A 12,039-nucleotide genomic window follows, 5' to 3' on the forward strand; every position below is an offset into this window, starting at 1 on the left:
ATGACTGAACAGACGCCGCTCAACTGTGTCCTGGGATTCGTGCGTGCCATTGAAGCCGGCGGCGGCGCAGCAGACGTGGAGAGCTTCCTTGCCGAGGACTTCACCCTGGTCGAAGCGCCGCATGTGCTTGCTCCGGAAGGGTCCACGCGCACCCGTGAGCAGGTGCTGGCCGGGGCGGAGCAGAGCCGCCACGTGGTGTCCCGCCAGCGATTCGAGGTCCGGCGGACCACCTGCGAAGGCAGCCGCGTGGTGCTGGAAGTTGACTGGTCGGCCTCGCTCCTGATGGACCTGCGCTACTGGGACGCCGGCGAAACCATCCGTGCCCGGACCACGTCGGTGTTTGAAGTCCGGGAAGGCCGGATCGCCAGCCAGGACAGTTACGACTGCTACTTCACCGGTGACGCAGACACGGAATGAACAGGGTGCCGGGGATGCGGACCGGGCATTAGGTGAAGGAAAACCGCTAGTGCATGGTGAACCGGGCGGCGACGCGTGAATTGATGGCCGGCATGCCGGCGGCACCCGTGATCAGCCGGTTCCGTATGTTCCACAGCGGCCGCGGCAGGGGCCGCCCCAGCGCCATGTTGATTTCGGACTGCCGGACCGCCTTCGCGGCCGCCTGCAACCGGTGTCTCTCGAAGCCCCCGAAATCGATCTCCCGCGCAGCGCCCGCCAACCGGCCGAGGATGAGCGGCGCCAGCTCGGCAGCATCCAGCCAGCCCAGGTTCATGCCCTGGCCGCCGATGGGACTGATCTGGTGGGCAGCGTCACCGATCAGCGAAATCCGGCCGTGGATCATTCGCTTCACCAGGCGTGACCGGACACCAAAGCTGCTCAGCATCGAATTGGTGCCAGCGTCGACGGGTATGCCCGTCCGCTCCCGCACGATCCGGGCCAGGGAACCGGCAGTGGGCGCGTGCGGGCCTGTTCCAGGCAGTCTGGCCACCCACCGGCGAACCCCTCCCGGCAGCGGAAAGGACTCCACGATCCCTGGTGCTTCCAGGAAAAGTGCCGCGTCCGGGCCGAACGCCGTGCTGTCGGCGAAATCTCCCATGAGGTACCTGTCGGGGTACACCTTGAGCGGGGCCGGAGCGCCCAGCCATTGCCTCACCGTGGAGCGGCCCCCGTCCGCGGCCACGGCCAGGGAGGCATGTATCCGGGATTCCCCCGCTGCAGTGAGGGTATCCACCGCAACGGCCGAGCCTTCGTCGTAAATTCCCGTCACGGTGGCTCCGCGCAGCAACGCTGCGCCGTCCAGTTCCTGCACGCGCCGTTCCAAGGCAGCTTCGGTGCGGGTCTGCGGTACCGACAACACGAACGGGTAGTTCGCGGACACGGCGTCAAAGGACATCTCGGCCAGTTCCACGCCGCCGCCGATGGCGACGCCGCGGCGGATCCGGACACCGTCCGACACCAGGCCGGCCGCGACTCCCACGCCGTCGAGTGCCTCCAGCGCCGGGGGATGGATGCCTCCGGCACGGGAATGGGTGCCGGGCTCCGTGCGCCGTTCGAGGACGCGGACCGTCACACCGGACTGCAGCAGCAGAGCCGCCAGGTACAGCCCTACCGGGCCGCCGCCCACCACGACGACGTCAATCACCGCGGGCGGTCCGGTTCAGGTCGGTCCCGGTTCAGCATGAGGAGGTTGCGGAAGGGCGGGCGTGGCGTCACGGACCAGCCCGGGGGAGCAGCCGCCCGGAGTTCCGCGGCGGTGTAGCTGCGCCGGATGGACGTCAGTCCGTCCTCCCTGATGTACGACCGGGGAAAGGGCCAGGATGCCGCGTAGAACAACGCATACGCGGCGGGGCTGCGGCGGATGTCGTTGTGAAGGACGGTGCGGAGCGACAACATCGCCGACTCGGCCAGGAACTGGGGCAGTTCGACCTTCTCCAGGTGGTGCAGGACGTGATTGGATACGACGACGTCGTAGCGTTGCCCTTCTGCTGCCAGATCCCCTGTGGACGCCTGCCGGAACGTCACACCGTCCACGTGCCCGCGGCGGAGGGCGAACTCAAAGGCCCTGGGGTCCGGATCAATGGCGGTGATCTCCAGCCTCAGCCCCTCCCGGGCCGCCCACGCCGCCAGCAGCACGGGCACATCCCCGCCGCCGCAGCCGATATCCAGCAGGGTTGTCACCCCTGTGGCGGAAAGGACGGGCCGGATATGCGCCCGGTAGATCCTGCGCCAGCCGGAGACTGCCCTGTTAACCACCGCGAATTGTGCGTAGGTCCGGTCCAGCCTGGCAGGGTCACACCCGGGACGGTCCATCTCTTCCACCGCATTGACGTCGCGATCGCGCAGCCATCCAAAGGCGGCCATCAAGTGGGCGGCCATCAGAGGAGTGACGGCTCAGTCCGTGCTGTTGTCTGGCGCGCTGAGGAGAGCTCCCGGGACGCCGGTGCGGCATCCCCTTGAAGTGCTCGTACCTTGGTGAACATCGCCGTTTCCACCGTGAGACCTGGGCCGAACGCCATGGAACAGATGCGTTCATCGCCGTCCTGCGGCGGGAGCCCGGCGATGTGCTTGAGGACAAAGAGCACTGTGGCGCTGCTCATGTTGCCGAAGTTGCGGAGTGTCTCCCGGGCAGGAACCAGCTGCTCGTCAGTGAGCTCGAGCCTGGACTGCACTTTATCGAGGATGCTTCGCCCGCCGGGGTGGATGGCCCAGTGGGTGATGTCCCGGTAGGGGAGTCCGCGCAGGGTTTCATCGCGGGAAAGCAGCGGCTCCAGGGCGCCGATGATGTGGTCGTCGATGATGTGGGGAACGTAGTTGCCCAGCACCATCTCGAAGCCTTCGTCGCCGATGTTCCAGGCCATGGACTCCTCGCCCACTGGTGTGAGCACGGTTTCGAAGTGGTCCAGCCGCAACAGGGCGGTGCCGTCCGGGATGTCCCGGGCGGAGATGACCGCCGCCGCGGCGCCGTCCGCAAACAGGGCCGAGCCCATGATGGTGTCCGGATCGTTGGACGTGCGGACGTGGAGGGAGCAGAGCTCGGCGCAGACAACCAGGACAACGGCGCCCGGGTCTGCTTCGCAGAAGGATTTGGCGGCACGCAACGCCGGAAACGCCGCGTAGCAGCCCATGAAGCCGAGGTGGTAGCGCTGCACGGCAGGATTCAGCCCCAGCGCGCGGACGATTTTGTAGTCCGGGCCCGGGTTGAAGAAGCCGGTGCAGGAGACGGTCACCAGATGGGTGATGTCAGCCGGGCCGATGCCGGGGCAGGCATCCAGTGCGGCCCGGGCGGATTCCACAAACAGTTTGGTGGCCTCACGGCCGAAAATGTCGTTCCGGACCTTTGTGCTGGGACTCAGCACAAGGCCGGTGTCCGGGTCGAAGAACTGCGGATTGTCCGCCCGGCTGTCTTTGGTGAGCTCGGTGACCGCCGTGTACCGGGTGTCAATGGCTGCGGAGTCAAAACACGTGTTCACCAGCCGGGAACCCAGCCTGGTCAGCCCCGGCTGGGCAGCAAAAACATCACGGGCTTCAGACTGGATGAGTACGGTGGGCGGGACAGCAGTTTCCAGGGACCTCATGTAGACCGTCATGGTTCATTCTCAGTGAGCTTCGGCCTTAAGACAATGGTGGCTTACCAACGCGTAGGTTAGCCGCCGGAATGCCCGAAGCTGGTTAGATAGAGCCAGGTGATGCCGGCAAAAGCCACGAAGGCTGCGCCTGATTGACAGATGGAGACACGATGAGCATGGCCACCCAGCAGACGGACCCGCAGTCGCCAGCGCAGCAGCACGTGGCCGACACCCACGATCTGATCCGGGTGCAGGGCGCACGGGAGAACAACCTCAAGGACATCAGCCTGGAGATCCCGAAGCGGCGGCTGACGGTTTTCACGGGCGTCTCCGGCTCGGGCAAGAGCTCGCTGGTGTTCGCGACGATCGCAGCCGAGTCGCAGCGGATGATCAACGAGACTTACAGCGCGTTCGTGCAGGGATTCATGCCCAACCTGGCCCGGCCCGACGTCGACTTCCTCGAGGGCCTGACCACGGCCATCATCGTTGACCAGGAGCGGATGGGTGCCAACCCGCGGTCCACGGTGGGCACGGCCACCGACGCCAACGCGATGCTCCGGATCCTGTACAGCCGTCTCGGGACCCCGTATGTGGGCCCGCCGACTGCCTATTCTTTCAACGTGCCCACGCGCAAGGCGAGCGGCGTCATGTCTACCGACAGGGGCGGCCGCGTCGAGAAGAGCGTCGTCAGCCAGGCCGTCTACCTGGGCGGCATGTGCCCAAGGTGCGAAGGCATGGGCAACGTCAGCGACATCGACCTCACCGCTTTGTACGACGACAGCAAGACCCTCAGCGACGGCGCCCTCATGGTTCCCGGCTACTCGATGGACGGCTGGTACGGCCGGCTGTTCGAGGGGGTCGGCCTGCCGATGGACAAGCCGATCGCCACGTTCACCAAGAAGCAGCTCGACACGATGCTGTACGCCGAACCGACGAAGATCAAAGTCGAAGGCATCAACCTCACCTATGAGGGGATCATCCCCAAGATGCAGAAGTCGATGCTGTCCAAGGACCCGGAGGCCATGCAGCCGCACGTGCGCCGGTTCGTCGAACGGGCGGTGACGTTCCAGACCTGTCCCGACTGCAACGGTACGCGGCTGACCAAGGACGTCCTGACCTCGAAGATCCAAGGCAAGAACATCGCCGAGCTCTGCGAGATGCAGATCACCGACCTGGCCGACTGGATCCGCGACCTCAACGAGCCGTCGGTCGCGCCCTTGCTTAAGGGCCTGCAGCACCTGCTTGACTCGTTCGCCGAAATCGGCCTTGGCTATCTCTCGCTCAACCGGCCGGCGGGAACGCTGTCCGGGGGAGAGGCGCAGCGGACCAAGATGATCCGGCACCTGGGGTCGTCGCTTACGGACGTCACGTACGTCTTCGACGAGCCGAGTATCGGCCTGCACCCACACGACATCGAGCGGATGAACCGGCTCCTGCTGCAGCTGCGCGACAAGGGCAACACCGTGCTGGTGGTCGAGCACAAGCCGGAGACCATCACCATCGCGGACCACGTCGTCGATCTGGGCCCCGGAGCGGGTACCGCCGGCGGCACGCTGTGTTTCGAAGGATCAGTCGAGGGACTGCGGGGGAGCGACACCATTACCGGGCGCCACCTCGACGACCGCGCGGCGCTGAAGGAGTCCATGCGCTCCGCGGCCGGCAAGCTGGACATCCGCGGCGCCTCGACGCACAACCTCCAGGATGTGGATGTGGACATCCCGCTTGGCGTGCTCTGCGTCGTGACGGGTGTGGCAGGTTCCGGCAAGAGCTCACTGATCCACGGCTCTGTTGCCGGCCGCGACGGGGTGGTGGTGATCGACCAGGCCGCCATCAAAGGCTCGCGCCGCAGCAACCCGGCCACGTACACAGGCCTGCTCGAACCGATCCGCAAGGCGTTCGCGAAGGCCAACGGGGTCAAGCCGGCGCTTTTCAGCTCCAACTCCGAGGGGGCCTGTCCCACCTGCAACGGCGCCGGCGTCATTTTCACCGAACTCGGTGTGATGGCCACGGTCGAATCTCCCTGCGAGGACTGCGAGGGCCGGCGGTTCCAGGCCTCTGTGCTGGAATACACGCTGGGCGGCAGGAACATCGCCGAGGTGCTGGAGATGCCCGTCACCGAGGCCACGGGGTTCTTCGATTCCGAGGAGGCGAAGGTCCCGGCAGCCCACAAAATCCTTGCCAGGCTGTCCGACGTGGGACTGGGCTACCTCAGCCTGGGCCAGCCGCTCACTACGCTGTCCGGCGGTGAGCGGCAGCGGCTCAAGCTGGCTGCCCAGATGGCCGAACAGGGTGACGTCTACGTCCTCGACGAGCCGACCACGGGCCTGCACCTTGCCGACGTCCAGCAGCTGTTGGGTTTGCTCGACCGGCTCGTCGACTCGGGCAAGTCGGTCATTGTGATCGAGCACCATCAGGCGGTCATGGCGCACGCAGACTGGATCATCGACCTCGGCCCGGGCGCCGGCCACGACGGCGGCCTGATCGTCTTCGAAGGCACCCCGGCCGAACTGGTGGCCAGCCGGTCGACGCTTACTGGCGAACACCTCGCTGCGTACGTCGGCGGCTGAAACGCACGTCAATGACTGAACGGGACGGCGAAAATCACGGCCTGATCACGGCTCAGAAATGTGCCCCTCTTCACGTGGCCGGACTTCCACCCAAAACGCCGATAATCTACATTATGTAAAGTAGAACAGTGATTATTGCATCTGATGCATGATCACCGCTCCTCCGGCTGCGACTCGCCGCCACGTAGTCATTCAGCTTCGTAAAGTGCCTCTGACCTGCGGAAACACTTCGCACTGAGTCGGCGCAGGGCATTCCTAAAAGCATTGACGGGGCGCGCAAAGCCACATGACGTTGATCTTGGATGCCCCGCACGGAAATCGTTGCCGACTGGCTGGAACACGGCCACCCGCACATGACCGATGGGGTGGACCTGTTCCCTTCCGAACGGGGCACCCTTGTTTCGGAGACGGCGCTGAACCGAAGGTTTAACCGGTACTGCGAGGTCCTGGGCCTCTCCCCCGGCCTGGACATCCACTCGCTGCGCCGCTCCTACGTCACCCACCTGATCGAATCAGGCATGGACGCTTTGTTCGTCCAGCACCAGGCCGGGCATGAGCACGCCTCAACGACTGCCCTCTACACCTCCGTCTCCAGCGACTACAAGATTAAAACACTGCGCCGGCTGCGGGACGGAAACCGAGCACTACCGTCACAACACCTGTGCCCGCTGCTCACTCCGGAGCGACCTCACAGCGCTGATGCACGTTGATGAGTCCCAGGGCACGGAAACGGCGGCAGCGAAACTGCTCGCCGCGCTCTGCGGAGCGCAGCGCCCCGAAAGCATCCTCACCTGGCTCCGCAAACCCGGTGTCCGCGAACTGCTCGAGCGACTCGCCACCGGAAACATCCCGCTCAGTCACGAGGCGCTGGACAGGGAACCCAACAGCCTACGGGTGGAGCACCTGCGCAGCCTGCTCACCCACCACAACCTACTCCCGGTCCGCGACCACTACCTCGCGCTCTTTGAGCGGTGGCTACCCGGCAAGCTCGACGACATTGATGACACCGAGGTTCGGCGAACCATTGAGTCCTTCGCCCGCTGGCATCACCTGCGGCGCATCCGGGCCCTCTCTGCAGACGGGAATCCCACCCGCGGGCCCGTGCACAGTGCGAAGCAGGAAATCACCGAAACCATCAAGTTCCTGACTTGGCTCCAGCTCACCCACGGACGGACGGCCGCCTCCTGCGTCCAGGGCGACGTCGACGCCTGGCTGGCCGACGGTCCCACAACCAGACATGCCATCAGAACCTTTTTCGTCTGGGCGATGAAGAACCGGACCTGCACCAACATCACCATCGGCTTCCGGCAGGCCAAGACCGTGCCGCTGCTCACCCAGGGTCAGCGGCTGGCCATGCTCAAGGCCTGCCTCACCGACGACATCGACACCCTGTCCTACCGAGTCGCCGCCACTCTCTTGCTGCTCTACGCCCAACCAGTAGTGAAGATCGCCGCGATGAAAAGCACCGACGTGATCCTCACACCCGGTGGCCTTCGCCTGTCACTCGGGGTAGAGCATCCAGCGCCAGTGCCCGAACCTTTCGCCTCACTGCTCACAGAACACCTCGCCTCACGCCCCAACATGCGTACCGGCAGCAGCTCCGGCAGTCCGTGGCTCTTCCCGGGCTACCGCGCCGGGCAACACTTGCACCCCAACACGCTCATGATGCGTCTCAGGGAAATTGGAATAGACCTCCTAGGCGCACGCAACGCATCCCTCCGCAGCCTAGTCAAAGAAGTCCCCGCACCGCTCGTGGCAGAAATGCTCGGCTACAGCTACCAAGTCACCCAAAAACATGCCGCGGCCGCCGCCGACCCATGGTCCCGCTATGCACCAATCGCTCCTGTCAGAGTGAATTAGAAGCGACTGCCGGCTCCTCAATGGCGAAGGAGCAGGTTCAAACCAACAAGAAGGAGCCCAGCGCCCATGAGTGCTGCTAGAACTCCTATCGCCAGCCACGTGCCTGGAGCCATTGCTTCGTCTGATGGACGCCCTGGACGCCCGCCCATCATGCTCATCCATTTACGATGCCCCTTGGAAACGGCGGACCGAAAGAAGGCTACGGCCAGCCCCATAAGAAGGAACAGGATGCCAAATAGTGCGAGAACTGCTCCCTGCAAGAACACCCTTGCTCCCTTCGCTCAGGGCGACCGTTGAGCACACCTTGCCACAGCAAAGGGCTAACTCGCATCAGATTCACCGAAGTCCCAGGAGCGGAATAGTCACAAACCGAATAATCATCGTTGCCAGTACGAGAAAGCCGATGTTGCATCTGATGCATCCAACGGGGGCTTCGCCAAATGCGCGGACTCCGATGCCTTCATCTCCTAACGTGCCCAAACTTTCAAGACCTGCTCCTTCCGGGCGGCCCTTCGAGAGACATCCCCTATCGCTATCTGAGCGTCCTCCTGTATCCCGATGCGGAAGAATGTACCCCCTTTGTGTCGCTGACACGGCGGGCGGATGCAGGTACGATGCGTTCAGCACTGACGCTGGTCGACCCGGAGATCAGTGCCTGCACTGATGGCTTGGGGGAACACAGTGAAGCGGATTGTCGGAATTGTCCTGGCGGCGGTACTGGTCGTGGGGCTTGGTGCGTTCTTCGTGATCCGGTCCGCAGAGAACAAGGTTACCGACGATATGCTTTCCCGCGCCGGACGCTTCGCCATCCCGTCGGACTGGAAGCTGACCGACGAGACTGTCCGCCCGGAGCGGTTCATGTGCATCAGTACGAACCCATGCCCCAGCCTCTCCCGTCGCTGGGATACCGGGAAAGAGCTCACCGATGACGACATCAAGGCAGTGTTCTCCGGGCTTGGTTTCGAGATGAAGTCGGATGGACCGTGCAGGCGACAGTCCAACGTCATCGGAAGCAGCCCTATCTGCGTTTTGAGTGGAAGCGATGGCGAGTTCGAGTACTCCTTCACCGTCTTTAGCCCTGCCCCAGGGGCACCTCAGCGTGTAGCCCTGGCCGCTGAGCAAGCACCCTGAAGCTTGGGAAATCTTGAGGATTCTTTATCTAGTCACTGGATAAACTAGCCGGTGCTCTGAGACCATTCAGGCCGCGTCCGCTGCCTTGAGCCGCAGAACAAGGCGGCAATTCCGTTCAGGAACCGTTGGGTAATACTGTGCGCTCAAAAACTCCTTTCCACCTGACCGTTCTAGGTCTGGCTGCTGCCATCGCCGCAGTCACGCTGACGGTTCCGCCAGCTTCCGCCGCGGATCCTGTCGCTGATGCCTGCGCAACGGTCGAAACAGTATTCGCCAGGGGGTCAGGACAGGATCCAGGCGACCCTGAAGCCAACAACTTCCAGTTAAAGATCAAGGAGCGGCTTACCGCTCCAGCGACTATCCACCAGTACGAACTCGGCGATGGAGGCATCGACGGTACTCCTACCCTGCTGTTCCCGTCGGCATGGACAAGGGCCTGGAATCCCTGTGGAACACTGTCGGGGCAGGGATTACCGGCGGTGGCGGGTCCACCTACGGCGACAGCGTCAACGAAGGTGTTGACGAGTTGAATGCCTATCTGGGCAAGCGCGCAGCCGCCTGCCCGGACGCCCTTTTCGTGCTCGGCGGGTACTCCCAAGGTGCCCAGGTCGTGGGCGAGGCATACAACGAGAAGCTCAGCGGCAGCCTGCGCGGCCGCGTCGTCTATCAAGCGCTTTTCGGTGATCCGAAACTCTTTCTCCCAGAGGGGAACAGCTATCTTCCTGGCGCAGCTCCACTCGCCTGCCTGGATGAGGCGCACCACTCTGAGTGGCGCTTCGACGTTCCGAACTGTGAGGTCTTTCAGGGCTCCCTCGGCTCGCGGATCCCGTACCACAGCTCCGCTGAACGTCACTGCCACACCGGTCGCTGACGCCGGCGATGTCAGCAGCGTCCAAGTGACGTGGGAATCCTCCGACCCGCTGGTGAACCGGCGGGCCCTCACCGTCGACGGCATCCCAGGCGGACTGGTGGACGCCAGCGTGCGGACGGCAACAATCACCGACGTGCGCCGGACCGAAGATGTTGAGATCGGAGTGATCGGTTTCACCGAGGGCGGCGGCATGGGAGTGCCGACACGAATGATGCTTCCCGCCAGGAGCGGTTTTGCCTTCAGCGGATTCCTGGCGCCGGTCGATCCAGCACCGGCAGTGAACGTCATAACGGCAGGGCGATCGGTGCCGATGAAGTTCAGCCTTGGCGGAGATTTCGGGCTGAACATCCTTCAGGCAGACTCGCCAACCTCCGTTCCGGTCACCTGTGACACGGGCGCACCCGTTGCGGAGGTTGAGACGACAACAACTGCCGGTTCGAGCAGCCTCTCCTACGATGCTGCAAGCGGGACGTACAGCTACGTCTGGAAAACAGATAAGGCGTGGGCCGACTCCTGCCGGATGTTCGAGCTGCCCCTGACGGACGGGTCAAAGCACACAGCCGTCTTCAAATACCGCGGCTGAAACTAGTGAAGGCGGGCGCCCCGTACCTCTTCGGTGCGGGGCGCCTTTGTGTCTAAATCTCTGCGGGCAAGAGCCTCGCGCCCCAGCCCAGCGGAGTCACGACATGGTTCCGTCAGCGCCAGGATTAGTACTAGAACGAATATGCACGGTTACCAGTAAAGGGAAGCTGCCGGTCCCCTCAGGATGTGCGTTCGTCGATGACCCGGTCGATTTCGTCGTCGTCAGGGCACGGCTGATCATCGATGGGACATGGCCCCGGTCCGAGCTCCCGGCCAAAGACTTCCATGCACATCGAACACAGGATTCTGGGGTCACGGGCGATCGTCATTTCGGGTTCCTCATAGCCGCACAAGGCGCGCCGCCAGTCCAGATCCCGGCAACAGACAAGATGGACCACTTCGTCGGGGTCCTCGCTCCAGTCGTACTTGGCCTTCCATGCCGGAGCGCGGCGCAACTCCATCGCTCCGCCGTCGCCTAATGTCGAAGGCTCCGCGGCACCGCCCTTCGTTTCCGTCATCGCGGCCCCCCCTTCCGTTGACGTCAAGCAGGATTCCCTCCTGCGCTCACCCGATGCTGGCTGCCTCATCCAGCGTGTGCGGTTCAAAGTGCTCCAACAACCCGCGCATGGCTTCATATCCCTGGGTAAAGGTGTCCGAAGCGCGCCATACCTCAACCTGCTCGAGTGATTCCCACGGGCCTGTGCTGATGAACCTGTTGGGAACATCGCGGTCGTGCATCAGGATGGCTTTCGCGCCGGGAAAATCCTCTTGCGTCTTCCTGGCGAGGTCACGCCACGCCTGAACAAAGTCATTCTCCCTGCCGGGCTTCACCAACCAGATTCCGAGCGTGTAAACAGACATCGCGAATGCCTCCATTCAGGTGCGGGGTAGGTATTCCCGATTATCGTCCGGGAGTCCCGCGCCGGGTAGGGCCGGATGGCATGTGGTCCACTCCCCTGCGCCGACCCAGGAGCTGGTCCTTTCAGGCTCCGTCGTAAGCGGCCTGGAGCTCAGCGATCTCGAGTTTCCGCATGCCCAGCATCGTCTGCATGGCCCGCTGCGCACCGTCCGGGTCCGGACCGCCCAGCAACTGCCCCAGGACGGACGGCACAACCTGCCACGACACTCCGAACTTGTCCTTGAGCCAGCCGCATTGGCTCTCGGTGCCGCCTGCCGTCAGTGCCGACCAGTAGCGGTCCACTTCTTCCTGCGACGTGCAGTCGATCACGAAGGAAACGGCCTCGTTGAACGTGAATGCCGGTCCCCCGTTAAGCGCCAGGAACTTCCGGCCCTCGATTTCGAACTCGACAGTCATGGCCTGTCCGGCCGGCCCGGGTCCCCCCTCTGCATAGCGGGCCACGTTGAGGATTTTGGATCCGTCGAAGACCGAGACGTAAAAGTCGGCGGCTTCCTCAGCCTGGGTATCGAACCACAGGCAGGTGGTGATCTTTTGGGTCACGTTGTTTCCTCATCTCGCTAGCAGCGCCGGAAAGACTCCCGACGG

Annotated in this window: 13 protein-coding genes; 7 read left to right on the top strand and 6 right to left on the bottom strand. The window is 63.8% G+C overall.

All coding sequences use genetic code 11. The features are described 5' to 3' along the window. Positions 1–417: a nuclear transport factor 2 family protein gene (locus Q8Z05_RS19045; RefSeq protein ID WP_305941114.1), complete on the top strand. Its 417-nt coding sequence runs from the start codon at positions 1–3 to the stop codon at positions 415–417. 46 nt (positions 418–463) lie between these two features. Here the strand turns inward: Q8Z05_RS19045 and Q8Z05_RS19050 are convergent, their stop codons facing one another. The 3 genes from Q8Z05_RS19050 to Q8Z05_RS19060 are packed head-to-tail and all read right to left on the bottom strand — an operon-like array spanning position 464 to position 3,545. Continuing rightward, positions 464–1,600 (bottom strand): FAD-dependent oxidoreductase, encoded by a 1,137-nt coding sequence (locus Q8Z05_RS19050; RefSeq protein ID WP_305941115.1) that lies wholly within the window; start codon positions 1,598–1,600, stop codon positions 464–466. Continuing rightward, positions 1,597–2,334 (bottom strand): class I SAM-dependent methyltransferase, encoded by a 738-nt coding sequence (locus Q8Z05_RS19055; RefSeq protein ID WP_305941116.1) that lies wholly within the window; start codon positions 2,332–2,334, stop codon positions 1,597–1,599. Before Q8Z05_RS19055 ends, Q8Z05_RS19050 begins: the two co-directional genes overlap by 4 nt. Beyond that, on the bottom strand, positions 2,334–3,545 hold the full coding sequence (locus tag Q8Z05_RS19060; protein ID WP_305941117.1) for a type III polyketide synthase: 1,212 nt from the start codon (positions 3,543–3,545) through the stop codon (positions 2,334–2,336). The genes Q8Z05_RS19055 and Q8Z05_RS19060 overlap by 1 nt, the downstream gene beginning before the upstream one ends. Before the next feature lie 149 nt (positions 3,546–3,694). Here Q8Z05_RS19060 and Q8Z05_RS19065 point away from each other — a divergent pair, with 149 nt between their 5' ends. The 6 genes from Q8Z05_RS19065 (at position 3,695) to Q8Z05_RS19090 (ending at position 10,536) form a co-directional block, all read left to right on the top strand. Continuing rightward, a complete protein-coding gene (locus tag Q8Z05_RS19065; protein ID WP_371745887.1) occupies positions 3,695–6,091 on the top strand; it encodes an ATP-binding cassette domain-containing protein in 2,397 nt (798 codons plus the stop codon). 302 nt (positions 6,092–6,393) lie between these two features. Next, complete coding sequence (locus Q8Z05_RS19070) at positions 6,394–6,801, top strand: tyrosine-type recombinase/integrase (RefSeq protein ID WP_305941118.1); 408 nt, start codon at positions 6,394–6,396, stop codon at positions 6,799–6,801. Beyond that, entirely contained in the window at positions 6,791–7,951 is a 1,161-nt protein-coding gene (locus Q8Z05_RS19075; RefSeq protein ID WP_305941119.1) for a hypothetical protein, read from the top strand. Before Q8Z05_RS19070 ends, Q8Z05_RS19075 begins: the two co-directional genes overlap by 11 nt. Positions 7,952–8,632: 681 nt before the next feature. Then, positions 8,633–9,082: a hypothetical protein gene (locus tag Q8Z05_RS19080; RefSeq protein ID WP_305941120.1), complete on the top strand. Its 450-nt coding sequence runs from the start codon at positions 8,633–8,635 to the stop codon at positions 9,080–9,082. A 424-nt stretch (positions 9,083–9,506) separates the two neighbouring features. After that, entirely contained in the window at positions 9,507–9,953 is a 447-nt protein-coding gene (locus tag Q8Z05_RS19085; RefSeq protein ID WP_305941121.1) for a cutinase family protein, read from the top strand. Between the two features lie 25 nt (positions 9,954–9,978). Continuing rightward, positions 9,979–10,536, top strand: a complete 558-nt coding sequence (locus tag Q8Z05_RS19090; RefSeq protein ID WP_305941122.1) for a PxKF domain-containing protein — start codon at positions 9,979–9,981, stop codon at positions 10,534–10,536. Positions 10,537–10,714: 178 nt separating this feature from the next. On the opposite strand, the gene Q8Z05_RS19095 is transcribed toward Q8Z05_RS19090, so the two are convergent. From Q8Z05_RS19095 to Q8Z05_RS19105, 3 genes are all read right to left on the bottom strand, one after another. Then, positions 10,715–11,053 (bottom strand): hypothetical protein, encoded by a 339-nt coding sequence (locus Q8Z05_RS19095; RefSeq protein WP_305941123.1) that lies wholly within the window; start codon positions 11,051–11,053, stop codon positions 10,715–10,717. 46 nt (positions 11,054–11,099) lie between these two features. Then, positions 11,100–11,396, bottom strand: coding sequence for an antibiotic biosynthesis monooxygenase family protein (locus tag Q8Z05_RS19100; RefSeq protein WP_305941124.1), 297 nt, complete (start codon positions 11,394–11,396; stop codon positions 11,100–11,102). A gap of 121 nt (positions 11,397–11,517) precedes the next feature. Then, complete coding sequence (locus Q8Z05_RS19105) at positions 11,518–11,994, bottom strand: VOC family protein (RefSeq protein ID WP_305941125.1); 477 nt, start codon at positions 11,992–11,994, stop codon at positions 11,518–11,520. Positions 11,995–12,039 lie beyond the last annotated feature (45 nt).

It is taken from the genome of Arthrobacter oryzae (genome assembly GCF_030718995.1).
GTDB lineage: Bacteria > Actinomycetota > Actinomycetes > Actinomycetales > Micrococcaceae > Arthrobacter > Arthrobacter oryzae_C.

What these genes read in the sequence shown, in the direction of transcription:
- Q8Z05_RS19075 (WP_305941119.1), top strand. Translation starts at nt 6,791, where the DNA reads ATGCACGTTGATGAGTCCCAGGGCACGGAAACGGCGGCAGCGAAACTG.
- Q8Z05_RS19100 (WP_305941124.1), bottom strand. Translation starts at nt 11,396, where the DNA reads ATGTCTGTTTACACGCTCGGAATCTGGTTGGTGAAGCCCGGCAGGGAG.
- Q8Z05_RS19095 (WP_305941123.1), bottom strand. Translation starts at nt 11,053, where the DNA reads ATGACGGAAACGAAGGGCGGTGCCGCGGAGCCTTCGACATTAGGCGAC.
- Q8Z05_RS19070 (WP_305941118.1), top strand. Translation starts at nt 6,394, where the DNA reads ATGCCCCGCACGGAAATCGTTGCCGACTGGCTGGAACACGGCCACCCG.
- Q8Z05_RS19055 (WP_305941116.1), bottom strand. Translation starts at nt 2,334, where the DNA reads ATGGCCGCCCACTTGATGGCCGCCTTTGGATGGCTGCGCGATCGCGAC.
- Q8Z05_RS19045 (WP_305941114.1), top strand. Translation starts at nt 1, where the DNA reads ATGACTGAACAGACGCCGCTCAACTGTGTCCTGGGATTCGTGCGTGCC.
- Q8Z05_RS19065 (WP_371745887.1), top strand. Translation starts at nt 3,695, where the DNA reads ATGAGCATGGCCACCCAGCAGACGGACCCGCAGTCGCCAGCGCAGCAG.
- Q8Z05_RS19060 (WP_305941117.1), bottom strand. Translation starts at nt 3,545, where the DNA reads ATGACGGTCTACATGAGGTCCCTGGAAACTGCTGTCCCGCCCACCGTA.
- Q8Z05_RS19085 (WP_305941121.1), top strand. Translation starts at nt 9,507, where the DNA reads ATGGACAAGGGCCTGGAATCCCTGTGGAACACTGTCGGGGCAGGGATT.